26 protein-coding genes are annotated in these 23551 nt (G+C 44.7%); 12 read left to right on the forward strand and 14 right to left on the reverse strand.

Annotation, left to right across the window (positions count from 1 at the left end):
• The first annotated feature begins 2 nt into the window (after positions 1-2).
• The 3 genes from BM265_RS13555 (at position 3) to sigE (ending at position 2569) form a co-directional block, all read left to right on the forward strand.
• Positions 3-878 (forward strand): alpha/beta hydrolase, encoded by an 876-nt coding sequence (locus tag BM265_RS13555; RefSeq protein WP_074962350.1) that lies wholly within the window; start codon positions 3-5, stop codon positions 876-878.
• A 141-nt stretch (positions 879-1019) separates the two neighbouring features.
• Positions 1020-1850, forward strand: coding sequence for a sigma-E processing peptidase SpoIIGA (locus tag BM265_RS13560; RefSeq protein ID WP_074962351.1), 831 nt, complete (start codon positions 1020-1022; stop codon positions 1848-1850).
• A 14-nt stretch (positions 1851-1864) separates the two neighbouring features.
• Entirely contained in the window at positions 1865-2569 is a 705-nt protein-coding gene (gene sigE / locus BM265_RS13565; protein WP_074962352.1) for an RNA polymerase sporulation sigma factor SigE, read from the forward strand.
• A 10-nt stretch (positions 2570-2579) separates the two neighbouring features.
• Here sigE and BM265_RS13570 read toward each other — a convergent pair whose 3' ends face one another.
• From BM265_RS13570 to BM265_RS13595, 6 genes are all read right to left on the reverse strand, one after another.
• A complete protein-coding gene (locus tag BM265_RS13570) occupies positions 2580-3815 on the reverse strand; it encodes a zf-HC2 domain-containing protein (RefSeq protein ID WP_074962353.1) in 1236 nt (411 codons plus the stop codon).
• The gene (locus tag BM265_RS13575; protein WP_074962354.1) at positions 3805-4299 is read right to left on the reverse strand and encodes an RNA polymerase sigma factor; all 495 of its coding nucleotides are present in this window, start codon (positions 4297-4299) and stop codon (positions 3805-3807) included. The genes BM265_RS13570 and BM265_RS13575 overlap by 11 nt, the downstream gene beginning before the upstream one ends.
• An 87-nt stretch (positions 4300-4386) precedes the next feature.
• The gene (pap, locus tag BM265_RS13580) at positions 4387-5898 is read right to left on the reverse strand and encodes a polyphosphate:AMP phosphotransferase (protein WP_074962355.1); all 1512 of its coding nucleotides are present in this window, start codon (positions 5896-5898) and stop codon (positions 4387-4389) included.
• Positions 5899-5918: 20 nt separating this feature from the next.
• Entirely contained in the window at positions 5919-6155 is a 237-nt protein-coding gene (locus BM265_RS13585; RefSeq protein ID WP_074833285.1) for a hypothetical protein, read from the reverse strand.
• Positions 6156-6440: 285 nt separating this feature from the next.
• Positions 6441-6875, reverse strand: coding sequence for a GNAT family N-acetyltransferase (locus BM265_RS13590; RefSeq protein WP_074962356.1), 435 nt, complete (start codon positions 6873-6875; stop codon positions 6441-6443).
• Positions 6876-7080: 205 nt separating this feature from the next.
• Positions 7081-8106 carry a M15 family metallopeptidase gene (locus BM265_RS13595; RefSeq protein ID WP_074962357.1) on the reverse strand — a complete coding sequence of 342 codons (1026 nt, stop codon included), beginning with the start codon at positions 8104-8106 and terminating at the stop codon, positions 7081-7083.
• 590 nt (positions 8107-8696) lie between these two features.
• On the opposite strand from BM265_RS13595, the gene lepA reads away from it, so the two are divergent.
• From lepA to BM265_RS13640, 9 genes are all read left to right on the forward strand, one after another.
• Entirely contained in the window at positions 8697-10502 is a 1806-nt protein-coding gene (gene lepA / locus BM265_RS13600) for a translation elongation factor 4 (protein ID WP_074962358.1), read from the forward strand.
• Positions 10503-10517: 15 nt separating this feature from the next.
• A complete protein-coding gene (locus BM265_RS13605) occupies positions 10518-10958 on the forward strand; it encodes a hypothetical protein (protein WP_074962359.1) in 441 nt (146 codons plus the stop codon).
• 71 nt (positions 10959-11029) lie between these two features.
• Positions 11030-11500, forward strand: a complete 471-nt coding sequence (locus tag BM265_RS13610) for a hypothetical protein (RefSeq protein ID WP_074962360.1) — start codon at positions 11030-11032, stop codon at positions 11498-11500.
• Positions 11500-12612: a radical SAM family heme chaperone HemW gene (hemW, locus tag BM265_RS13615; protein ID WP_074962361.1), complete on the forward strand. Its 1113-nt coding sequence runs from the start codon at positions 11500-11502 to the stop codon at positions 12610-12612. Before BM265_RS13610 ends, hemW begins: the two co-directional genes overlap by 1 nt.
• Positions 12613-12739: 127 nt before the next feature.
• Positions 12740-13738: an efflux RND transporter periplasmic adaptor subunit gene (locus BM265_RS13620; protein WP_074962362.1), complete on the forward strand. Its 999-nt coding sequence runs from the start codon at positions 12740-12742 to the stop codon at positions 13736-13738.
• A gap of 208 nt (positions 13739-13946) precedes the next feature.
• Positions 13947-14801, forward strand: coding sequence for a hypothetical protein (locus BM265_RS13625; protein WP_074962363.1), 855 nt, complete (start codon positions 13947-13949; stop codon positions 14799-14801).
• 102 nt (positions 14802-14903) lie between these two features.
• On the forward strand, positions 14904-15356 hold the full coding sequence (locus BM265_RS13630) for a GNAT family N-acetyltransferase (protein WP_074962366.1): 453 nt from the start codon (positions 14904-14906) through the stop codon (positions 15354-15356).
• A gap of 241 nt (positions 15357-15597) precedes the next feature.
• Entirely contained in the window at positions 15598-16707 is a 1110-nt protein-coding gene (locus BM265_RS13635) for a CobW family GTP-binding protein (protein ID WP_074962368.1), read from the forward strand.
• Positions 16708-16714: 7 nt separating this feature from the next.
• Positions 16715-17662, forward strand: a complete 948-nt coding sequence (locus tag BM265_RS13640) for a TIGR03943 family putative permease subunit (RefSeq protein WP_074962380.1) — start codon at positions 16715-16717, stop codon at positions 17660-17662.
• A 73-nt stretch (positions 17663-17735) separates the two neighbouring features.
• On the opposite strand, the gene BM265_RS13645 is transcribed toward BM265_RS13640, so the two are convergent.
• From BM265_RS13645 to hisF, 8 genes are all read right to left on the reverse strand, one after another.
• Positions 17736-19046, reverse strand: a complete 1311-nt coding sequence (locus BM265_RS13645; protein ID WP_074962369.1) for an alpha-amylase family glycosyl hydrolase — start codon at positions 19044-19046, stop codon at positions 17736-17738.
• A gap of 245 nt (positions 19047-19291) precedes the next feature.
• Positions 19292-20059 carry a hypothetical protein gene (locus BM265_RS13650; protein ID WP_074962371.1) on the reverse strand — a complete coding sequence of 256 codons (768 nt, stop codon included), beginning with the start codon at positions 20057-20059 and terminating at the stop codon, positions 19292-19294.
• A 128-nt stretch (positions 20060-20187) separates the two neighbouring features.
• Complete coding sequence (hisE, locus tag BM265_RS13655; RefSeq protein WP_013498752.1) at positions 20188-20526, reverse strand: phosphoribosyl-ATP diphosphatase; 339 nt, start codon at positions 20524-20526, stop codon at positions 20188-20190.
• Positions 20526-20897 carry a phosphoribosyl-AMP cyclohydrolase gene (hisI, locus tag BM265_RS13660; RefSeq protein ID WP_074962372.1) on the reverse strand — a complete coding sequence of 124 codons (372 nt, stop codon included), beginning with the start codon at positions 20895-20897 and terminating at the stop codon, positions 20526-20528. The genes hisE and hisI overlap by 1 nt, the downstream gene beginning before the upstream one ends.
• The gene (locus BM265_RS13665; RefSeq protein ID WP_074962374.1) at positions 20890-21378 is read right to left on the reverse strand and encodes a hypothetical protein; all 489 of its coding nucleotides are present in this window, start codon (positions 21376-21378) and stop codon (positions 20890-20892) included. The genes hisI and BM265_RS13665 overlap by 8 nt, the downstream gene beginning before the upstream one ends.
• A 16-nt stretch (positions 21379-21394) precedes the next feature.
• Positions 21395-21790: a GNAT family N-acetyltransferase gene (locus BM265_RS13670; RefSeq protein WP_074962376.1), complete on the reverse strand. Its 396-nt coding sequence runs from the start codon at positions 21788-21790 to the stop codon at positions 21395-21397.
• The gene (locus BM265_RS21020; protein ID WP_347500955.1) at positions 21790-22446 is read right to left on the reverse strand and encodes a DUF3795 domain-containing protein; all 657 of its coding nucleotides are present in this window, start codon (positions 22444-22446) and stop codon (positions 21790-21792) included. The genes BM265_RS13670 and BM265_RS21020 overlap by 1 nt, the downstream gene beginning before the upstream one ends.
• A gap of 4 nt (positions 22447-22450) precedes the next feature.
• Positions 22451-23206, reverse strand: coding sequence for an imidazole glycerol phosphate synthase subunit HisF (gene hisF, locus BM265_RS13680; RefSeq protein ID WP_074962378.1), 756 nt, complete (start codon positions 23204-23206; stop codon positions 22451-22453).
• Positions 23207-23551 lie beyond the last annotated feature (345 nt).

Below are 23551 nucleotides of genomic sequence, written 5' to 3' on the forward strand. Positions count from 1 at the left end.
CCATGCAGAACTACGGAACAAAAGCAAAGGTCGGAGATACAGAGATAAACGTTTATTCCGAGGGCAGCGGAAGCGTTACCTTGGTATTTATGGCAGGCTCGGGAGTGGGCTGTCCCGCCCTTGAGTATAAGCCTTTATACCGCCGATTATCCGACCGATACAGAATAGCTGTAATCGAAAAAGCAGGCTACGGCCTAAGCGGAGAAGCAAAGACCGAAAGGACCGTCGAAAATCTTGCCGAGGAAAGCCGTGCCGCGCTAAAAGCGCTGGATATCCTGCCGCCCTATGTGCTAGTACCTCATTCCTATTCCGGTTTTGAAGCAATATGGTGGGCAAATACCTATCCTGATGAGGTCAAAGCTGTACTTGGGCTGGATATGGGATTTCCCAACATGATGAAAGCTCAGGCGGCGCAGATACCTCATGAGAAAAAGGTAGCTATGGTGAAAAAATCAGCTGCGCTCATGCAGAAGATAGCCAAGCGCGGTCTGTTAGACAAACTGCTCAGGAACAAGACGGTGAATGCGTCAGGTCTGCTGAGCGGCAACGAGCTTACCGATGAAGAAAAGAAGACTTACGAAGAGGTCTATTACAAGAACATCACAAGCCCTGCCGTTTCCAAAGAATCGATTCTAGCGGAAGCAAATGCCGCAAAAGCCCACAGTACAGGATATCTGAAATGCCCTGCCTGCTTCGCTGTAAGCAATATGAAGTCCCCTGTTAAATCACTTACATGGCAGCAGGCGGCTAAGGATTACAGCGAAAAGTGCAACGCTGATATACATCTGTTTGACGAGGGTCACATGATGTACGCTTTTATTCCCGATAAACTGGCTTCCCTGTTCTCGGATTTTCTTGAAAAGAATTCAATTGCATAAAATAATTTTCTCCCTGCTTCGAGCACATCACGGCAGGGAGTTTTTTTGTACTTTTTCGACTTTTAACACTGATAATATCCGACAGTTTTCTTTCACGAACAGGAGTATGATATATACAGACAAGCAAAGGGCGGTGGAAAAATGAAGATATATGCCGATGTACTCATAGTGACAAGCTGTCTGGTGGAATACGTATATCTGCATACAGCGGCGGCGCTTATGCACCGAAAACTCCGTGGAAGCAGGGTGTTTGCAGCCTGTCTATTAGGAGGGCTGATGTCTCTGCTGATATGCGCCGACGGCGATACGTTCATCGGTGCGCTGGTGATAACCATCGCAAAAGCCCTTGGCATCGTGCTGACTCTTATTATCGCTATGAAACTGCGTAGCGTAGTTGATTTTGTGAGAAGCCTTGCTGTTTTTATGGCAGTCCGCATGGTGTACACAGGGCTGATAATCATTTACTGGGAGATCTCCGATACAAAGCGCATCTACGTCCGAAATTTCACGGCATATTTTGATATCTCTCTGCTGAAGCTTGCCGCCGCGCTGATCACAGCCTATGTCCTGCTGACCGTAGCCGAGACCGTAAAACGGAGAGTGTTCGCAAAAAACGTGTGCTATGAAGCCCTTTTCCGATGTGGTGATTACGAAGTCACCCTGCCCGCGGTGGCTGACACAGGCAACCGACTTTGCGACAGCTTCACAGGGCTCCCCGTGGTGATCTTCTGCTGTGATGATATGTACCGTCATTACGCTCTTGACGATCCCACCAACGGTATGTGTGCAGGATTTCGCCTGACACCCTACTCCACCATCAACGGCAGCGGATTGCTCCACGTTACATCAAAAGGCAATGTCACAATAACGGATGACAGCGGAGAAAGCTGTGTGGTAAGATGCTGTGTGGGTATAAAACCCGCTGACAATGACCGCAGCCGCGCGATCTTCGACCCCGCTTTGCTTGAATGAAAGGAGATAAGACGATGAATATTCTGAACAAACTTAACCGCTTGGTGATGGAACTTCTGGGAGATGCCCACAGCGTTGACTACATAAACGGAGCCGAGCAGCTCCCTCCCCCGCTTACAAAAGAGGAAGAAGCCCGCGCATTTGAGCTTTTTGCAACCGATGAAAAGAAAGCACGCGAACTGCTGATAGTTCACAATCTGCGGCTGGTTGTGTATATCTCAAAGAAATTTGAAGCCACGGGAGTAGGACTTGAAGACCTGATATCCATAGGTTCTATCGGGCTGATTAAGGCGGTTAACACTTTCCGCCCCGATAAAAACATCAAGCTTGCCACCTATGCTTCACGGTGTATCGAAAACGAGATACTCATGTTCCTGCGCAAAGCTTCACAGCGCAGAAGCGAGATATCCATCGATGAACCCCTCAACACCGACTGGGACGGCAACGAACTTCTGCTTTCGGATATCCTTGGAACTGACGAAGATACTGTCCACAAGGGTATCGAAAGCGAGGTAGAAAAGACACTTCTCCGCCGTGAGATAGACAAGCTGGGCGAACGCGAAAAAATGATAATGGAAATGCGCTTCGGTCTCAACGGCAGAAAAGAGATGACCCAGAAAGAAGTCGCCCAGACCGTTGGGATTTCCCAGTCTTACATTTCAAGGCTTGAAAAGAAGACCCTGAAAGCTATCCGTGAGAATCTTGAAAAAATATGCTGAACCAATAAAACTACTTACCAACGTAATAAAGTATCTCATAAAAATCGTCGAGTATCTCCTGCGGGACATCATTGTTCACAGTGTCTATTGTATCGGTCAGAACATAATTACCGTCAGGAGAATACTCAGCACTGAACCTTACAAAGGCCGAACCATCCTTATAGTTCAACTGAACGAGCCATGACTTGACAAAAGAACCGTTGTCAGGGTCAAACCAGAGCAGTCCAGTATCAACAGGACCGACCTCGACACCCTTTTCTTCAAGTGCTGTAAACATATCCTCATATCTTGAATGGGATATCTCCCTTCTACATATCTTGCCATCCACTATTTCAACATTATAAACATCATCTTTAGGACGCGTCATCTCTAAACGAAGATATACATAGAATTTATTGCTGAATACTTTTTGAAATATACCGTCATCATTGAGATAATCGATGAAACAACAATCCTTTTCAAAGTCATTCATTTCTGAAATATCGGCAATATCCTCATTATCTCCCTTACCTATCCACTTGCATGAAATGATATCGTATTTTGAATTGCCCATATCATAAAATTCAAATTCTAATTTCCCGTCATCCACCCTAACATCAACATAAGTTACCAGCTGTTTTTCACCTGTTGAATTATATTCTATGTAACTGGTATCAACTTTATTTATAAAAACACTATGCCCCTTGATATCCTTATCAAATGACTTTTTAAACATATCTGTGATATACTTCGTTACCCTGTCATCTTCGTCATAGAATGTTACGGGAATACTGTTTTCTGACATACCCGCAGGTTTGAAAGCAGCTTTATATGTATTATCTATCGGTTGAGGCTTATAAAGATACTTGATAAATCCATCTATATCACCGCTGAAAAGATCTTTAGCCGCTCTTCTGACTTCTATCGTCTGAATGACCGACTCCCAGCTGGGGAATCTTTCATACTTTATAACCTGTCCCACAGTAAGCACACCCGCCACGACAGCCATCATCGAAGCCGCCAAAACGGCTATCAAAGCTCTGACCTTTATTTTCTTGATCTTCCGCCTGATCTTTTTAAATGGATTGATACCCGCTGTTTCGACGGGTTCATCATTTTTAGCAGTCAGTTCCGCAGAATAAGTCTCATTTAGTTTTCTGCACTCTTCACATTCCGCGAGGTGTTTTTCTACTTCTTTTCTGGTCTCCTCTTCAAGCAGATCATCATTATAGCTTGCCAGAAGATCTCTTATAACGTTACATTTCATAGCTGTCCTCCTTTAGTTTATCTATAAGCTTTGCCTTGGCGCGGAAGAAAGTCACACGCGCCCAGTTTTCATTCTTCCCGAAGATATCCCCTATCTGCCTGAAACTAAGTTCTCCCATAACACGCAGGGTGAATACCTCTCGGTAAGGTTCGGAAAGAGCATGAAGCGCCTTATGTACGGCAATACTTTTCTCCTTGTCCTCCAGCTGCACGATAAGGTCTCCGTCATAGGGTATCTCCCTGTCCTCTATCGGCAGATTTTTATTATCTCTCCTTTTCACATAGTTCAGGTACTCGTTTTTCGCAATACTGCAAAGCCATGTCGTTACCTCGCACCTGTTCCCGAATTTATCAGAATTCTCAATGGCTTTCAGAAACGTGTCCTGCAATATATCCTCCGCTGTCGTCTCGTTGCCGCAGAGTCTAAGCAAAAACAGGTATACCTGCCTTGCATATTTATCGTATATCTCATCGAACTCCTTCACGCTCTCACCTCCCTTCTGTCTGTTAGACAACTATCTACGCGATTCGTTACAAAAAAATGGCGGAAAAAATTTTTTCCGCCAAAATTATTAGTGATCCAATTCAAGAAGTCTGTCCTCAAGGCGCTTGCATATTGTCTTTAGTGCCTTGATACGGGCATACCTTTTATCGTTGCCCTCGATGATCGTCCAGGGGGCAAAATTTGTGGAGGTCAGCTCGACCATGCGGTCAACAGCCTTTTCATATTCATCCCACTTTTCGCGGTTACGCCAGTCCTCCTCGGTTATCTTCCACTGTTTTGAGGGCGTTTCCTCACGCTCCTTAAAACGGCGGTACTGTTCGTCTTTGTCAATGTTAATCCAGAATTTTATAACAACAGCACCCCATTCGGTCAGCTGATGTTCAAACTCGTTTATCTCCTGATAAGCCATATCGGCACGTTCCTGAGGTGTTATCTTCTCGATGGGCTCCACCATTACTCTGCCGTACCAAGTACGATCGAAAATAGTGAAATGACCGTCCTTTTCAAGTCTTGTCCAGAATCTCCACAGATAATGCCTTGCCAGCTCTGAAGGCTCAGGTGCGGCTATGGGCTTAACCTCGTAACCTCTCGGATCAAGTGCTGAAGCCACACGCTTGATATTTCCGCCCTTCCCGCCTGCATCCCAGCCCTCATAGGCAATGATGACAGGTATTTTCTTCTGGTAGCATCTGTTCTGAAGTTCAAACAGCCGTGTCTGATACTTTTCAAGCTTGGCAGAATACTCATCAACAGTAAGTGACTTTGTCATATCCACTTCTGAAAGCTTCTTGCTCTTGCCCATTTTGAATTCCGGCTTCTTGTAGTCGATAACGGGAAATTCTGGCTTATCAATAAACTTCTCTCCGCTCTCAACAGCAGCGCAGGCACCCTTGATAGCATTGGTCACAGTCATCATTATGGAAAACTGAGCCGTCACCTTGTCATTCGCCGCGATGATATGCCAGGGTGCGAATTCAGTATTGGTTCGCATCAGGGTCTTGTCGTAACGCTTGAAGAACTTCTCATAGTTCTCATTGTTGACGATATCCTGAGGATTTACGCGCCAGCGGGTTATCTCTGAGCTTGCAAGTTTATGCAGGCGCTTTGACTGCTCGTCCTTTGTAATATGCAGGAAGAACTTGATGATAAGATAGCCATCATCAGTCAGCTGACGTTCAAAGGTGTTGATATCCTCTATCCTATCCTTGTACTGTGATTTCGATATCTCGTCAAACATAAATGCGTTGACAGTATCCCTGTACCAACTGCCGTCCAATATCAGAAATTCGCCTTTCTTCGGCAGCCTCTGCCAGAAACGATGAAGCCAGGGTTTGCGAAGTTCAACCTCGTTAGGTGTGCGTATTGATTCAACATCATAGAAACGGGGGTCCATATACTTTATAAGCTTGGCTATCTGAGAACCCTTCCCTGCAGCCGACCAGCCGTCGATAGTTATGATAACAGGTATCTTGGCTGCTTTTACAGCGTTCGCAAGGTCGATGAGCTCATTCCTCATGGCATTAAGCTCATTCATCGCCTCGGCTTTTCCGGTCTTTCGTTGTTCGATAGTCTCAAGCATTGATATTCGCCCCTTTGTTATTACTTATTCATATTTCCCGAAAGCTTCATTATGTCCCTGTCGTATATCATATCGGGTCTTACAAAAGTCTTTGATTCGGTCCAGCCAAACATTCTGCACAGCAGCTCGATAAAATTATCGTTCTCTCTGTCATGGAGATCTTCAGCCCTTGCAAGCTGTTCTTTTACTTCTGAAAAATGTCTTGTCTTTCCGACAAGCTGGGTATCTGCCTTGTAGTACTCGATCTCAAGAATCATAACTTAGTCCTCCTATCGTTTCAAGCCAATATTTGAACATCTATTATAGTAAATGACATTAGAAATTGTACTTTTTGAACGAGTAAAAGTTCGATCTATGCTTTTGCGAAGTTCGCAAAGGAGCAATTTCAACGTGATTTACTATAAAGCACGGCACCTGACCGCGCATGATACCTTAAAGAAAATCGCTATACGGTAAATAACCAAAGTAAGTTTGCCCGAACTATTCAATTTTAAGTGAAGACGTAAAGCTCCCTCACAACAGTGACATTAGTAAAGTATTATTTACAGCCAGCTTATAAAGGCTGTTTTGTCGTTTTTATTATAACCTGCTCTCTCGTAAAATCTCAGTGTGCTGTCCTTTTTTGAACCTGTGAGGAGCATCATTTTGTAGCAGTTTTCGCGGATCGCTATATCCCGAGCATAATCAAGACAAGCCGTGGCAAGACCTCTGTTGCGGTAATTTTCATCAGTGATGACATTCTCTACGAATGCATACGGTCGCTGTCCGTGGGTAAGATTCGGTATTATCACGCATACACAGGAAGATACGATCTTTCCGTCTTCCTCGCAAACGATGATATGATGATCGGGATCGGCAAGTATACGCTCCCAGATAGCGGTCACACGTTCATCCTTTTCAGGAAAAGGATTATCATGAAGCTGCATATAAAGCGTCATAAGGCCCTCAAAATCAGCATCTGTTATCTCTCTTACCAAGAACTCACCCCACAGATAGTTACAAAAACTGCATTAATATACTATATATTATACCCAATTATCTTGCTAAAGTATATTGGCATTTTATATAAAAAAACATCGAAAATTTTGTTAACGTGAAATTAATTAGTGAACAGGCAATGTGAGGACTTCTCTGCCAATAAAAAGGACATCTCCGCCAAGATGACAGAGATGTCCTATAAGTTTACTGTTGATAATAAGAGTTTATACCCAGAAATTCTTCAAGGCACAGACCGGAATCCGTTACCTGACGTGCCAGGTCTTTGCCAAGATACCTTATGTGCCAAGGCTCGTATATGAATCCTGTGATATCTTCCTTGCCATCGGGGTATCTGATAATGAAACCGTAATCAGCACAGTGCTGTTCTATCCACAGTGCTTCGGCAGTTCCCTCAAAAGTCCTGCTGGCACTGTTAAGATCCATAGCCAGACCTGTCTGATGCTCTGAGAATCCTGCCCTTGCAGAGAATCTGTCCACCTCAGCCTGGCTGCCGCGGGTACTTACGTAGCCCCAGTAAAGCTGATCCTGATACCAGTAGCTTCTGTAACCCGAAACGATAAACAGATTGATACCGTCATTCCATGCAGCCGCCTGCATCTCATTGAACGCCATCTGAGCTTCAGGAACGATTCCTGAACCGTAATTCTGGGGCAGGTTATAGGACTTATTAGCGATAAGTATACCGCCCACATAGGTAACGCCGTTGATGTTTTCTATCTTATAACCGTTGGCGCTTACCTGTTCGCCGTTTTCGTTGGTTTCGATCGTCTGTGTTTCAGCCGGTTCCTGTTCGTACTGATAATCATTCACCACATTATCCACACTCTGGGGCAGAACATCGTTGCCCACAGGCTGATTATTTGAATATGGTTCTTCTTCCTGAATATTGATCTGAGTAAGCGTCTGTCCCGATCGGGGAGATTCACCGCCAAGTACAATAGTAGCAGCGTTTGAACTCTCACTCTCAGTCATTGGAGAATCAAGCACAGGTGCTTCCGTCTGACTGGGAACAGTTTCCTCTGCGGGAACTTCCTCACCCATCTCTTCAGTCTCCTGCACGCGGTTCTCTACTACTATAAGAGGAACTTTAGTTTCGTCCTTGGCCTGAACCGAGGAACCATTAACTGTGTCCCTTTCGTCAAAACTGCCGCAGCCTGCAAGCATCAGAGCAAGCACACAGCTGACAGCTGACATTTTAAATTTATCCATTATATAGCCTTCTTTTTTATTCATCGATAATAACAATAACTTACATAAGATATATAAATTATACCATTTTTTCGGGCTTATTTCAATGGTCATAGTTCACTACGCTTTTATGTTAATATCCTGATATATGTATGATTCACACAAAGAAAAATGACCAATTACCGCTCGTCAAAAAGCGCCATTTTACGAGCTTTGGGGTAATTTTTAGGATAGATTTTATGTTGTGTACAAAAATATGAACGGTTAAATATTATCGAAAAGTTGTTTCAAAATGAACCGTGACCTGTGTAGTCAGATACCATAATCAAAATCTAACCGGCCAAGCTGAAATGCCGTATTTTACAGCTTTTTGCGTACATTACGGTATGAACGCCGCCCGATAATACAAACAGAGTATTTACCATTCGTTGGTTTATAAATCAGCCGTATACAGGAGCATGACCATCGGTCATTATTTTTTATTTGTAAGCTTCGACTAAAACTGTTAATTTTGTAAAGCACGCATATGCCCCTCTATACTTGACATACCTCACCAAATATGGTAAAATATTTCAGAATGGATTTATATACCCCAAGAAAGGAATGTACCTATGACCCCAAAGGATAAAATACGAAATTTCTGTATAATTGCACATATTGACCACGGTAAGTCCACTCTGGCTGACCGTATTCTCGAACTCACCGAAACAGTTGAACTTCGTGAGATGGAAGATCAGCTGCTGGATAATATGGATATCGAGCGTGAGCGCGGAATAACTATCAAAGCGAGAGCTGTCCGCCTGACTTATCACGCTGATGATGGTGAGGATTATTACTTCAACCTCATCGATACCCCCGGTCACGTTGACTTCAACTACGAAGTCAGCCGTTCTCTTGCTGCCTGCGAAGGCGCTGTGCTCATCGTGGACGCTTCTCAGGGTATCGAAGCTCAGACACTCGCCAACACTTATCTTGCTATCGAGCACGACCTTGAAGTTCTGCCTGTCATCAACAAGATAGACCTGCCCTCAGCTGACCCTGACCGCGCCTGCAACGAGGTGGAGAATGTCATAGGCATACCCGCCATGGACGCACCTCGCATCTCCGCGAAAATGGGCACCAATATCAAAGAGGTACTGGAGCGTATCGTTACTGATATCCCCTCACCCAAGGGCGATGATGATGCACCCCTGAAAGCCCTCATTTTTGATAGCTACTACGATTCCTACAAGGGCGTTATCATCTATGTCCGCGTGATGGAGGGTCATATCAAAGCCGGTGATACCATCCGTCTTATAGCTGCAAAAGCTGAATTCCAGACCGTAGAAGTAGGCTACATGGGCGCTAAGGACTTAGTTCCCGTAGGCGAGCTCCACGCAGGCGAAGTTGGCTACATCACCGCATCTATCAAGGATATCGGCGATACCCGTGTGGGTGATACCGTTACCAATGCCGAAAACCCCTGCGCAGAATCTCTGCCGGGATATAAGAAAGTAAATCCTATGGTATTCAGCGGTATCTATCCCGCAGACGGTGCTAAGTACGGCGACCTCCGTGATGCCCTTGAAAAGTTGATGCTCAACGATGCTTCCCTGTCCTTTGAGCCCGAGACTTCCATCGCACTGGGCTTCGGTTTCCGCTGCGGTTTCCTTGGTCTTCTCCACATGGAGATTATTCAGGAACGTCTCGAGCGCGAGTACAATCTCGACCTCATCACAACAGCGCCATCGGTTATCTATAAAGTCACCATGACCAACGGCGAGACTAAGTATATCGATAACCCCACCAATTTCCCCGACCCGGGCACTATCTCTTCGGCTGAGGAACCTGTGGTCAATGCCCACATCTATACTCCCTCGGAGTTTGTTGGCAATATAATGGAGCTTTGTCAGGACAGGCGCGGAACCTTTGTTGATATGCAGTATATCGACGAGAACCGTGTTGACCTGCACTATGTTCTTCCCCTGAATGAGATCGTTTATGATTTCTTTGATGCGCTGAAGTCAAGAACAAGAGGCTATGCTTCCTTCGATTACGAGCTCAAGGGCTATGCGCCCTCAAAGCTTGTTAAGCTGGATGTTCTGCTGAACGGCGAGATAGTCGATGCGCTGTCCTTCATCGTACATGAAGAAAAGGCTTATGCCCGCGGAAGAAGACTCACCGAAAAACTGAAAGAGAATATACCGCGTCAGCTGTTTGAAGTTCCTGTTCAGGCTGCCATCGGCGGAAAGATAATCGCCCGTGAGACCATAAAAGCCCTGCGTAAGGACGTTCTTGCAAAGTGCTACGGCGGCGATATCACACGTAAGAAGAAACTGCTTGAAAAGCAGAAAGAGGGTAAGAAGAGAATGCGCCAGCTGGGTACGGTGTCCGTGCCGCAGGAAGCTTTCATGAGCGTACTGAAGCTGGACGACTAAAGGAGGAACAGCACCATGGAAATGCTCATCGTATTAGTGGTAGTCACAGTTCTGCTTGTGATACTGGGCGTTTCCGCCGAAATGCTTATCGTAGGTTTTCTGGGGCTGCTATGCCTTATGATGATAGCACTTGTGCTGTTTTTCACTTACTGCATAATCAGAATGACGAAATCAAAAAAATGCAGCGGAAAGCTTTCTAAACTCACTCAAAACCCGAAACACGGGTTCAGCGTGCCTGTTTATGATATCGACGGAGAGGAATACGAAAATGTATTTCCCTGCGAGATAGTAATGAAAAAACAGCTGTACTACGAGGGTCGCGAGTGTCGGCTTCTGCTGGACGAAAAGCGCAAAAAAGTCTTTGACGGAAATGCACGTGCAAGTTCAATAGTCGGCATAGTGATAAGCGCTGTTTCGGCAGTATTACTCATCTACAATCTGATAAGTATGCTGTAAATCGATATAGTTTTATTGTAAAGTAAATAACATTGACAGATATATACTACAAGAACAAAAAGAGGGATATTATGCCGGATCTGAGAAGATCAATGAAGCTTTCAATAGTCTTCGGACTTATAGGGGCGGTTTTACTGCCCGTCTTATACGAGATATATGCCAACATATCAACAACAGTGGGACTCTTTTTCGTTATATGCTGGGTATTCTTCGCAGGTGTCAAGTTTTCAGGACTTACATTCAAGGAAGCCCTGATCGGAATAACCTGCACCATCGCATACAGCGGTGTATTCGGATTCATATTCGCACTGGCGATACATCCCGCCATTATGAATTTTCTTATTCGCAGATCAGTATACTTCCGGCTTGAGCCGAAAGCTATGCTGGAATTCGTTGCAATCTGTTTTTTCCTTTTCATTGGAATGTACCTACTTTGGGTGATACGATTTGCACTGTGCAAAGTAATGGCGAAATTCAAAAGCAACCGCGAAATGGCAGGTTCATACATCGAGAACGCCTTTAACGACGAGGAGGACAAATAGTGACGGGGATATACGTCCATGTGCCTTTCTGCCTTAGGAAATGCCCCTATTGCAGCTTTTACTCTAAGCCTTATGACGCAGATACAGCTTCACGCTATGTGGATGCTGTATGCAGAAATATAGCCGCATACAGCTATAAAGGTATAAATGCTGACACCCTCTATTTCGGCGGTGGTACGCCATCTCTGCTCGATGCAAAACAGATAGGCAGTATAGTAGAAGAATGCAGGAAAGTTTTTTTACTTGACACCGCTGAGATCACACTCGAAGCCAATCCCTGCTCCGTCGATGAAGAAAAGCTCCGCGGCTACCGTGCCGCAGGAGTGAACAGGATATCCTTCGGAGTTCAATCCACTGACGATAACAGACTTGGTTTTCTTGGTCGTCTTCACGACTTCAAAACAGCAGTAAAAGCCGTTGAAACTGCCAATGCTGTCGGCTTTGAGAACATATCCGCCGATATAATGCTTGGCGCAGCGGGTGAGACTTGTAAAAGCCTTATTCAAACGATAGATACCATTTGCAGTCTGCCTGTCAAGCACATCTCCGCGTATATGCTGAAAATTGAAGAAGGCACTGCTTTCGACAATGACAATATAAGAAACTTGACAGCAAATGATGATCTTATGAGTGAGCTGTACATCACAGCGGTGGATCGTCTGGATATGCACGGCTTGAAGCAGTATGAGATCTCGAATTTCTGCCGTGAGGGTTATGAGTCCCGCCACAACAACAAGTACTGGACAGGTGAAGATTATCTTGGATTCGGTGCAGCTTCACACTCGTTTTTTGACGGTGTAAGATACTGCTGTCCTCCTGATACAGATGCTTTTATCGATGCACCTGTACAGCCCCGTGAAGTCACTGAAGAATCGGTAAACAGGGGCGAAGAGTACATCCTGCTTGGGCTCAGGCTCTGCAAAGGAATATCACTTGACAGAATTAAATGCTACTTCGGACGATATGCCGCAGAACGTTTCTTAGCTTTAGCACAGGAATTTTCCAAGCACGGTCTTGTTAAGATCAACTCCGAAAATGTCAGTCTTACTCCCCAAGGATTTCTGCTTTCAAACGGGATAATCTCTCAGTTTATAGATGCTGTTATAGGATAATTCAACAAAATTATCCTATCTGCGTTGTGCAGTGTGATGAATTTCATCTGCGCAGTTGTAAATCACGGTTAATAATGCTATAATTATTAAGTTAAGATGTTTGTTTTCTCTGTATGAAAGGTAATATATGGATAATTCAAAACGCTTTTTAATACTGGCGATATGTGCTATAACTGCACTGTTTTCAGGCTGCGGCAAGAAAAAGCAGCAGGACGAGATAGCTGTTCCTATACTTGAAACAAAATCGGTCAGCTACAAGACAGTAAATGCAGAGATACGGGATATCTCGCAGAAATATGAACAGCCCGGTGTATATGGCTATCCTTACTCCAAAAAAGTAAAGTTTCCTGTATCGGGACAGATAAAGACCATTGATGTTGAAGCACCCTGTGAAGTCAAAAAAGGGCAGCTGCTGTGTACGCTGTACACCGACGACCTTGAAGAAGAGATCGAAAAGGAAAAGATCAAACTCGATCAGGTCAAGTCAACGGTGGATACTCTTTATGAGAATAATGCCGATACCAACCAGATAACTATGGCACAGTACGACGTTCAGATCGAACAGATGCGCTATGACAAAATGGTGGCAAGTCTTGATGATTACAGCGTATATGCGCCATGTGACGGCGATTTTTCAATAGAACAGCAGGGCTGGAATTCTTACAATGTCAACAGTTTTGTAAATGAGGGCGCTGTTTTCGGCTACGCTACGGACAAGAACGAGAAGTATCTTTGCGTTGAAGTTTTCGACAGCAAGCTTTCTAACGTTAATTTCGGTACGACCGTTAAGCTTGAACAGGGGGCAACGACCTCTACAGGCACGGTCACGGATATTGTTTTTAAGGACAGCGGAGATTACTCGAAGTACACCTACGTTATCTCCCCGGATAATGCCGATGAACTGCTGGATTTCGGTGACATCAACGTGGTGTTCGATATATACTCGCGGCTTGACAGCGTTGTTATCCCCAAAAAGGCGGTGAAAGAACTCAGCGGCAGGACTTACGTTTATCTTCTGATAGATGGTGTCAAAGTCGAACAGGACGTTGAACTCGGCATTGAGGACAACGGTGATGTAGAAATAGTATCGGGACTCAGCGGCGATGAACAGATCATTGTGAACTGAAAGAAGTTCACAATGCGCTTAATTAGTTTAAGCTTATGCAAAGTTACGAATTTTCATAAATCCCTTGATTTTTTTAAAGAATTGGTGTAAAATAATATAGTGTGGTGTCGAGATAAATATCCGATCAAAAAAGCGTATTCAGCATCATGGTCGGTCAAACAGACACTTATTCAGACTGCAAAACGATGGCTGGGAGGAATTTGGTAAGATGAAAGAGCTTTTATCAAATATCTGGGTCAAGAGAGCGGTCGGCGTATTCAATCTGGTATATTTTGCCGTAATTGGTCTGCTGACCTTTGCTACATTTCTCTATGACCTGGAATTTACTGAGGGACAGGAACAGTCCTTCTTTACTGTGTATGTTGCGGCAAGCGTGATTTTCCTGCTGCTGATGATATACTCGCGTGAAGTAATGGTCACTAAGATAATAAGCGTGGTAATGCCGTTTATAGTGTTCCTTCTTCTGCTGTTCAATATGTATGACTGGATACTTGTTATCCCGCCCCTTGTAATGGGAATAGTAATGTTCTTCGTAGCGGGTACTCACGAAACTGTCAAGGTCGTTATGGGTACGATATATCTGCTGATATATGTACTGGGACTTGTTGCTTTCTTCGTATTCAAGATCTTGTTCGGCGGTACATCAACACTTACAGAGCTCAATGCAAATCTTGACCGCAACAGCGCTGTATATTCATTCTACAAGAAGGAATTCACCAGAATATGCGATGTTACCCGTGATGAAAATGTAATTTCCCCCGACGGCAAATACAGGATCATACTGTACGATGTGCAGAACAGCGATAAGGGCGGTGTAAACATCTGCGTTGTTCCTAACTGTGATGACGTTAAACTGAGATTCTTCACACTCAAGCAGAAAGGTGTTAAGAAGACCATCTCCAACAAGGGTATCAGAGGTACCGTTCCCGATGTTGGCTGGGATAAGGACGAAGACGGCACACTGGTCGTTTACTACAGACTTGCACCTGAATCTGAGCGGAAAAAGACTTCGGTAACTGTAATGCCTAAGAAGCAGTATCTTGAATTCCTTGGTATTTCATAAGATATTGCCCTGACAAAAGCAGGCACTAAGATAAGAATTTTAAGCCATAGTATTTGATGTAAATACTATGGCTTTTCTGTTGAGATAAATGAGGGTCAAATTATGGAAATTATCAGCTTTTATAAAAATGACAGACAGCAGCACTGGCTGGAAGAGATAGGAAAAAGCGACTGGAAAGCGGGGCAATATCTGCATGAGATACTCTCCAAAGGCACGTTTTATGATCTTACAGGTGAAAATTCAGAACTTCTTCTGCTGACTGACGGTGATCATCTTGTATCGTTCTGCACATACGCTGAAAGAGACGAGGTAGCATCAAACGAATATTCTCCGTGGATAGGATTCGTCTACACTTACCCCAAATACCGAGGTCACAGGTATATGGGTCTGCTGTTTGAGAAAATAGAACATCTGGCAAAGGAACAGAATATCCCGGATATTTATATATCAACTGACCACATCGGTCTTTACGAAAAATACGGATTTGAGTACATAAAAGATATGGAGACCATTTATGGCGATATATCGCGGGTATATTTAAAACATATCAGATAATTATCCCCCGAAGCATTTGCATTGTGCTTCGGGGTTACTTTTTTTCGGGACTTCCCTTTTTATTTACAAAAACTTTTCGCCGTCATTTGATGGTTAAAATAGACACTAACAATTTGAGAGTAGCTCTCATTTTATTCAAAACGCAGAATCTACTGTGAAATCATTGACAAACCCTCTGCTTTAGAATATAATTATAAACCGTAACGATAATGTTCGTAAAATCACTATTCAGAGGTGCGATATGGATAACAAAAAAATACCAGTAATACTTATAACAGGCTATCTCGGTTCGGGAAAAACCACACTTATGCAGAATCTTCTTAAACAGGAAAAGCGCAATATTGCTCTTATCGTAAATGATATGGGCAGTGTCAACATAGATGCGGCTATACTCAATAAAAACCGCGACCGTGTATCTTCTGTTGAAATGGTTGAACTGCAGGACGGCTGTATCTGCTGTTCTCTTCGCGATGAATTTATTGCAGAGATCGAGCGTATATCAAAGCTTCCCGATATCGAAGCTGTTTTCGTTGAAGCATCGGGCATCAGCGAACCATCGAATATAGCAGCATCATTTGTGATCTACACGGAGGATAATCCCGACACCAACGTTTATCTGAGTTCGGTAGTATCCGTTGTTGATGCTGATAGGATCTACCGCGAATTCTTACGCGAACTTAACATGGAGAACGACACCGACGAGGGCGATATCATCAATCTTATCATCGACCAGATCGAATTCTGTGACCTTGTTATACTCAACAAGACCGATCTTCTCTGCCCTCATGAGATCGAAGAAGTTAAAAAGGCTATACGCGATATACAGTCCGAAGCAGAGATAATCCCCTGCATAAACAGCGATGTGGAAACCGACAAGATACTTCACGGAAGAGAGTTTGATTACCATTCCGTACTTGCTTCATCTTCTATTCAGCGTGCCCTCAACACAAATGAGCCAACCGCTAAGGAAGCCTGCATGGACGAATACGGCATAACCTCATTCGTATACGAGGAGATCCGCCCCTTTGACCGTGAGAAGTTCATGGACTTTGTTGATCAGTATCCCACCGAACTCATACGCACCAAGGGCTATGTATGGTTCGCAGACGATGATGTGCATATCCAGCTCTTTGAGCAGGCAGGCCGCAACGCCAGTGTGACCGAGCTCAACGAATGGCTGGCTTCATGTCCCAAGGAAGAGATCGACGCTATCATGGAAGCATATCCCGACATCAAAGACGATTGGGATGACACCTACGGCGACCGCATCAATCAGCTGGTGTTCATCGGCAAGGGCTACAAAAAAGCTGATATCCTTTCAAAGCTGAATGCCTGCCTTGCCACAGCCTGACATTCTGATGAGCAAAAAGAACCTGCCCATCTATCTTTTTCTGGGTCCCCTTGAAAGCGGAAAGACTACTTTTACCTCGAAGATCGTTTCTAACGACAAGTTCGGCTTGGGCAAAAACGTACTTATCCTTGTGTGCGAGGAAGGCGAGACCGAATATGACCTTTCAAAGTTCACAGGCAAAAATGTTACGCTTCATGTTATCGATGATTTGACTGAGCTTAATACACAGGCACTCGATGATCTTGCCGAAACGAATAATGCTGACATCATCGTGATTGAATACAACGGTATGTGGCATATGAGCAGTCTGATAACGAATATGCCCGAAAACTGGGGTGTTTATGAAAGTGTTTTCCTGGTTGATGCTTCTGTATTTGAAATGTATTTTCAGAACTTCAAAAGCATCATAATCGACAAGATCAACGTCAGCAACACAATTATCTTCAACCGATACAAGAATAATGCAGACACAAATGACCTGCACCGCATAGTCAGGACAGTCAACAGGCGATGCAAGATCTTCTACTGCGATGACAGCGGTGTAATGAATCCCGATGAAACTGAAGACCCTCTTCCCTTTGATATCAATGCTGAAACCATCATCATAAAAGACGAGGACTATGCCGTATGGTACAACGATATCATGAACGAAGCCGCCAAGTATCAGGGAAAGTCTGTCAGATTCAAAGCGCTGATAACTGCAAGACCCGAACTTCCGAAAAATGTTTTCGCCATCGGACGTTACATCATGACCTGCTGTGAAGCTGATATGGAGTTCTGCTGGCTGCTGTCGCTGTACAACAGGTACTACCCTTTGCAGTGTGAAAAATGGGTATCGGTAACTGCTGATGTTATGGTACAGAACTATGAAAAGCAGAATTTAGATGTTCCTGTGCTGAAAATTACCGACCTTTACGAGTGTGACCCACCCAAAGAACCCATAGCAACTTTCTAAAAACAAATGCTGTACAGTAAATCTACTGTACAGCATTTTTGTATTTGATATCAAATTATTCTTTCGGAAAAATTTATCTCTCCATCTTCCAGACTTCAACGGAGTAAGGCTTCAGCTCGCTGCCGCCACCGAAATCATGGATAGTACCTGTGATAAGCTCCTCAGCCTGACCGCATCTCGCATCGAAATGAGCAGTATAGGGCTGGTCATCAGCGTTGATGGCTATGAGGATACGCTCACCCTCAAACTCACGCTCGATGATACACTGCCTGTTGGTCAGCACAGGAATATTTATACTGCCGTAGCTTAGGCACTTGTACTCGGTGCGTATATGAGCCAGCTTTGCGATAAGGTCAGTAAGCTCATTCCACTCAGGCTTGTCAAAGGATACTCTGAGGGCGGGGTCGCCGTCATTTTTGTCAGCTTTAGTGCCCCATTCAGAGCCATAGTATACGCATGGCATACCTGGCATACCGAAAAGAAGTCCGTAAATAAGGGGCAGATGATTCTCATTGGAGAGTATGCTTGCAACACGGGTAACATCGTGGTTGTCAACAAAAGCCAGCAGATGCTTTCCGCGGTATCTGCACCAGCCCTCACTGCCGAACTGGTTTTTCAGAGAATGGCATATCTCAAACATATTCATGCTGTTAAAGCTTGAATACAGACCCTTGTAGCACTCGTAGTTTGTACAGCTGTGAAGCATCTCGTCATTGACCCAGCGCGCGTAGTCACCGTGAAGCAGTTCGCCTATCAGGACAAAATCTTCCTTGACCCAGTTTGCGTGCTGACGAAGTCTTTTAAGAAAATCAAAATCAAGGCAGTATGCAACGTCAAGCCGCAGACCGTCAATATCGAATTCTTTCACCCACTGAGTCACACACTCGAGGATATGATCTACAACAGCGGGATTTCTGAGATTCAGCTTAACAAGGTCAAAATGACCCTCCCAGCCCTCATACCACAGACCGTCATTGTAGTTGCTGTTTCCGCCGAAGTTTATATGGAACCAATCTTTGTAAGGCGAATTTTCGCGGTTTTGCAGAACGTCCTGAAAAGCCCAAAAACCTCTGCCCACATGATTGAAAACACCGTCGATAACAACTTTGATGCCAGCCTCATGGAGTTCCTTAACGACCTTTGCAAAGTCTTCGTTAGTACCAAGACGGCAGTCTATCTTGCGATAATCACGGGTGTTGTAGCCATGGGTATCGGAATCGAACACAGGCGAAAAATAGATAGCATTAGCGCCGAGTTTGCTGATATGGGGTATCCAGTCGATGACCTTTAATATACGGCTTTCCTGAACGCCGTCATTTTCAAAGGGCGCACCGCAGAAACCCAGAGGATAGATCTGATAAAAAACGCTTTCATAAGCCCACATGATTTTTACTCTCCTTTTTTATATGGTTTGTCTTATTTGACTTTATATATTATACCATGTTTTAGTTAAAATTGCTATACTCATTTTACTACAATATTTTCAACATAATTATGCATTTTATACAACAGCTGGTTAATTATTTCCAGTAGCTTAAACATTTATAACAATTATCAAATATTCTTCACAGCAAAAACGCTCCCGCCGAAGCACGGCAGAAGCGTCTTTATCGAAAATATTTCCCATCATCAGCTTTCTTTATTCTGAGCTGTCTCGGTATTTCTCATGCAGCAGGAAGAATCGATGCCGCGAGGGAAAAACTCATTGGTGGGGAAATCTATCTGTTCAAACATCTCGCATGGAGTACCGCTTGTAGAGGTACACTCCCTGCCGGGTACGCAGTAATCATAAACAGGTATCATCAGCGGTACAGCGCGGGTAAGTGAAATAATCGCAAATAATCCGACGGTGATAAGCACGTTTCGCTCCCCTGTTTCGGGGTCTGCGGCTGTAAGCGTAGTGTCGAGGCACATGGGTTCAACTAAGCTGACGGATGCGGTGGGAAGCGTACACAGCGATCTGCAGCAAGCGCATCCGGTGGCAGGCACTTCCTGCTGTGTAACAAGACCGGTATCCGAAACAAAGCGCTGGGTACCGCCGTCACTGCCGTAGAGTATCACCTTTTTGGTGAAAAGAGCAGTGCCGTATATCACCACAGGCGGTGTGTTCTCGCCGTCGAATACTTCTATCTGTGCACGGAAATTGTAGGTTACGTCCACCGAATAGAAGCCCTGATTAAAGGCTACGGGGCTTATGGCAAAATTGATATCCGTAACATCTATGGACTGAGTCTTGATGTATGCAGCATCGTTCAGCGTTGTCTGGTCTTCATCAGAAAATGTGAATTCCAGATTCTCCAGACAATCCTGCGCACTGCACGAATCATATATCCGCATAGCGTCGATGCAGACAGCTTCCTTGAAGCTACCGTTGGGTCTGTTGATGGTTTCGCTCATGTGAATACCTCCCGAATAATATTATGAAGTTTTCTGCTTCTCTACATCATATTCGGGATATATCAAAAGTGTGCAAAAAAGCGGCAGAAATACTTCCGCCGCCTTGATAGTATTTTGTATCCTTAGTATCAGGTATTCTTGTCAACAGTCTTGAACTGCTTCAGATTGCCGATCTTCTCGTTTCTCTCGTCAAGTACCTTCTCAACATCTGCCCAGTCAAGACCCTGATTAACTGCCAGTACCATTACATGATAAAGCAGATCGTTGATCTCATTCATAAGCTCGGCATTGTCGCCGTTTTTAGCCGCGATGATAGTCTCGGCAGCTTCCTCGCCGACTTTCTTGCATATCTTGTCAACACCCTGCTGATACAGATAGCAGGTATAGCTCTTCTCAGGTGCTTCACCCTTGTCAAACTGTTCTTTTCTTGCCTTTAATACCTCAAATATCTCCTGATAAACTGTCATTATTTTTCCTCCTCATTTTTTTCATTGTACATTTCCTTAAAGAAGCAGCTGTAGGAACCTGTGTGACAGGCAACTCCTGTCTGCTCAACGTTTACCAGCAGCGTATCGTCATCGCAGTCGCCGTAGATGGATACTACCTTCTGCAAATGACCGCTGGTAGCGCCCTTGTTCCAGTATTCCTGTCTTGATCTGCTCCAGAACCAGGTATAGCCTGTCTCCAGGGTTTTTTTCAGGCTCTCCTTGTTCATATATGCCAGCATAAGCACGGTCTTTGTGTTGACTTCGTAGCATATGGCAGGGATAAGCTCGCTTTTGACAAAATATTTGTCAAGGTCATTCATGTCTATTTTGATGTAGTTATTTTCAGCCATCGTTTCCTCCGTTATCAAGATATTTTTCAGGCACTTTGTACCCGTTGGCGATGAGATCGGCAACATACTGCTTGTCTTTCAGACGCTCTTCGCTCTGTGCAAGATATTTCGCATTAGCCTTAGCCATAGCGCCGCTTTTTATGCGGAAATACTGTATCAGGCATCCCACCAGCGCGATGGGCAGCATTATCAGGAAAGCTACCTGATAATTGGTGTAATATCCGCGATTTATCGTTGTGTATCTGTACCAGCACAGTACAAGGATAAACACCGCTCCGCATATTATACTGACTGTCTTGTACAGGTTTGCATCGGTAGTCCTCTGATCGAAACCCTGCACAGCAGGTTCGCGGTATCTTCTGTCCATATACTTGCCGCCGCATTTTTTGCACACACGTATGGGACTTCCGTACATCCATGCGTTGCAGGCTTCACGATTCATCTTACCGCAATGCGGACATTTCATCTCGCTGTATCCCATCGATCTCTCCTCGCTTTCAAAGCTTCGTTATATGCATAGGCACAGCCGAATCGTCAAGATCAAAACCGCACTTCCCGTAAAAGCCTGTTTTATCCTTGTAGGCGATCAGAACTATGCTCATATAATCCTTATAATGCTCCTTGATTCGACTGATAAGCTCATGACCTATACCCATGCCCTGACAGCTGGGATCTACAAGTAGAAAATGAACATACGCTGTCATAATACCATCGTCCATGGCACAGACCAGACCCACAAGCTCATCATTTTCCCATGCGCTGAAAACCGTATCGTACCCATGCATGGCTTTTACAATCTTTTTGGGATACTTTCCCGATTCCCAGTTCACGGATAAAAACAATCTTTCCAGCTGGTTTGCTGTGAACCTACGGGTATCCTTGTATACTATCATTATACACCCACCTTCATGGGGCTGTCAACTTTTCTGACATTAAAATATTTCAGGAATTCGGCGCTCCACATATCCATTTCTTCGCCTATCTCGTCCTCGTTGACCTCGGTCATTATGAACCAGACAGTTTTACAGCCTGTCTTAGCCATCTCGGGCAGAAGAAAGGTAAAGCCCCACTCCACATCTTCTTTCTCGTCCTCAAAGCCGTTTCTAGCATCGATAACGAAATCACAGCCGTATTTTCTGAGGAGTTCAAGCGCCGCCGTGGTAGCCTTGCGGTAATTATCGAACTTTGCTTCCTTTTTCCATGTGATAAGAACTCTGTTCTTCCAGAGTCTTACATCTGCATAGTCAGAAGAAAAACAAAGCCTGCCGTTTTTCAGCATATCTATCCTGTCAGCGATATTCTGCCGGAATTCTTCATCGGTGTATTTAGGGTCACGGGTGTTTCTCCAGATATCACATGGGATATTTCCGCATTCCGAACAATCGGTAAGACCATTCTTGGTAACACAGCAGTTGTAGATTGCGCACTCGGTATCGGCGGGACAGTGAAATATCCTGCCCTTATTTTCATCGCAGCCCGTACACATACCCTTTTCAAAGCAGTAACAATCGAAACAGTCGATACCGCAGACGCTTACGCTTTTGCTCATGATATCACCTTACGATGATGCCCTTGCTGCGGCAGTCTTCCTTGACCTGACCAACTGTCAGCTCGCGGAAATGGAAGAGGCTCGCTGCAAGTGCCGCAGAGCAGTCCGTTTCAAGGAAAGCCTCAGCAAAATCACCCAGCTTGCCCGCACCGCCCGATGCGATAACGGGTATCTTCACAGCGTCAACCACAGCTTTCAGCATTTTAAGGTCAAAACCGCCGCGCACACCGTCGGTATCTATGGAGTTCAGACAGATCTCACCTGCACCCAGCTGTTCGCACTTCTTGACCCAGTCTATCAGATCCATCTTCATATCAATACGTCCGCCGTTTATGAAAACTGTCCATTTATTCTCCCCGATAGCCTTGGCATCCACACCAACGCAAATGCACTGACTGCCGAAGATATCGGCGCCGTCCTTTATCAGCTGAGGATTCTGCACAGCCTGGGAGTTTACGGAGACCTTGTCCGCACCTGCACGCAGTGTCTCACGGATATCATCAACGGTCTTGATACCGCCGCCAACTGTCAGCGGAACAAAAACCTTTTTCGCAGTGTTACGCACTACGTCAAGCATCACTCCCCTGCCCTCGTGGGAAGCAGTTATATCGTAGAATACTATCTCGTCAGCACCCTGCTTGTTGTACTCGCAGGCACATTCAACAGGGTCGCCGACCTCCTTGATGCCCTCAAAATTTACACCCTTGACTACCTTGCCGTCACGCACGTCAAGACATGGTATTATTCTTTTAGCAAGCATATTTTTACCTCCTCAAAATATCTTGTAAAATCTCGTAAATACTCGCGAAATCTCAGTATTTCATAAAGTTATGTTCAAGAAATGAACCAAGTTATGGATGATCCAAAGCATTGAATGCCGGATTTAACGTTATCAGGGTATAGCAAACAAAACGTCTTGAGAGATCTGTTTTGACAGCCTTGATGCGACCCATATCCGTTACGGCAGCAAACCTCCTCTGTCCAACGGGATCATTCGTCACGTGAAGTCCCAACTTCCTTCGTTCTGCCTATCCATAACAGGGCGTCGGCGCAGCTCCATTGCGAGGTCATGCCCCTTGGTAATAATTCCTGCCGACTGCCGGCT

Source organism: Hominimerdicola alba (assembly GCF_900112155.1).
GTDB classification, from domain to species: domain Bacteria; phylum Bacillota; class Clostridia; order Oscillospirales; family Ruminococcaceae; genus Hominimerdicola; species Hominimerdicola alba_D.

Excerpts from the sequence above, each read along its gene's own strand:
- BM265_RS13640 (WP_074962380.1), top strand. The coding sequence starts at position 16,715 with ATGAGCAAAAAGAACCTGCCCATCTATCTTTTTCTGGGTCCCCTTGAA.
- BM265_RS13670 (WP_074962376.1), bottom strand. The coding sequence starts at position 21,790 with ATGATAGTATACAAGGATACCCGTAGGTTCACAGCAAACCAGCTGGAA.
- hisI (WP_074962372.1), bottom strand. The coding sequence starts at position 20,897 with ATGGCTGAAAATAACTACATCAAAATAGACATGAATGACCTTGACAAA.
- BM265_RS13625 (WP_074962363.1), top strand. The coding sequence starts at position 13,947 with ATGAAAGAGCTTTTATCAAATATCTGGGTCAAGAGAGCGGTCGGCGTA.
- BM265_RS13645 (WP_074962369.1), bottom strand. The coding sequence starts at position 19,046 with ATGTGGGCTTATGAAAGCGTTTTTTATCAGATCTATCCTCTGGGTTTC.
- hisF (WP_074962378.1), bottom strand. The coding sequence starts at position 23,206 with ATGCTTGCTAAAAGAATAATACCATGTCTTGACGTGCGTGACGGCAAG.
- BM265_RS13650 (WP_074962371.1), bottom strand. The coding sequence starts at position 20,059 with ATGAGCGAAACCATCAACAGACCCAACGGTAGCTTCAAGGAAGCTGTC.
- BM265_RS13630 (WP_074962366.1), top strand. The coding sequence starts at position 14,904 with ATGGAAATTATCAGCTTTTATAAAAATGACAGACAGCAGCACTGGCTG.
- pap (WP_074962355.1), bottom strand. The coding sequence starts at position 5,898 with ATGCTTGAGACTATCGAACAACGAAAGACCGGAAAAGCCGAGGCGATG.
- BM265_RS13555 (WP_074962350.1), top strand. The coding sequence starts at position 3 with ATGCAGAACTACGGAACAAAAGCAAAGGTCGGAGATACAGAGATAAAC.
- BM265_RS13560 (WP_074962351.1), top strand. The coding sequence starts at position 1,020 with ATGAAGATATATGCCGATGTACTCATAGTGACAAGCTGTCTGGTGGAA.
- hisE (WP_013498752.1), bottom strand. The coding sequence starts at position 20,526 with ATGACAGTTTATCAGGAGATATTTGAGGTATTAAAGGCAAGAAAAGAA.
- BM265_RS13635 (WP_074962368.1), top strand. The coding sequence starts at position 15,598 with ATGGATAACAAAAAAATACCAGTAATACTTATAACAGGCTATCTCGGT.
- BM265_RS13610 (WP_074962360.1), top strand. The coding sequence starts at position 11,030 with ATGCCGGATCTGAGAAGATCAATGAAGCTTTCAATAGTCTTCGGACTT.
- lepA (WP_074962358.1), top strand. The coding sequence starts at position 8,697 with ATGACCCCAAAGGATAAAATACGAAATTTCTGTATAATTGCACATATT.
- BM265_RS13620 (WP_074962362.1), top strand. The coding sequence starts at position 12,740 with ATGGATAATTCAAAACGCTTTTTAATACTGGCGATATGTGCTATAACT.
- sigE (WP_074962352.1), top strand. The coding sequence starts at position 1,865 with ATGAATATTCTGAACAAACTTAACCGCTTGGTGATGGAACTTCTGGGA.
- BM265_RS21020 (WP_347500955.1), bottom strand. The coding sequence starts at position 22,446 with ATGAGCAAAAGCGTAAGCGTCTGCGGTATCGACTGTTTCGATTGTTAC.
- BM265_RS13570 (WP_074962353.1), bottom strand. The coding sequence starts at position 3,815 with ATGAAATGTAACGTTATAAGAGATCTTCTGGCAAGCTATAATGATGAT.
- BM265_RS13585 (WP_074833285.1), bottom strand. The coding sequence starts at position 6,155 with ATGATTCTTGAGATCGAGTACTACAAGGCAGATACCCAGCTTGTCGGA.
- BM265_RS13665 (WP_074962374.1), bottom strand. The coding sequence starts at position 21,378 with ATGGGATACAGCGAGATGAAATGTCCGCATTGCGGTAAGATGAATCGT.
- BM265_RS13595 (WP_074962357.1), bottom strand. The coding sequence starts at position 8,106 with ATGGATAAATTTAAAATGTCAGCTGTCAGCTGTGTGCTTGCTCTGATG.
- BM265_RS13605 (WP_074962359.1), top strand. The coding sequence starts at position 10,518 with ATGGAAATGCTCATCGTATTAGTGGTAGTCACAGTTCTGCTTGTGATA.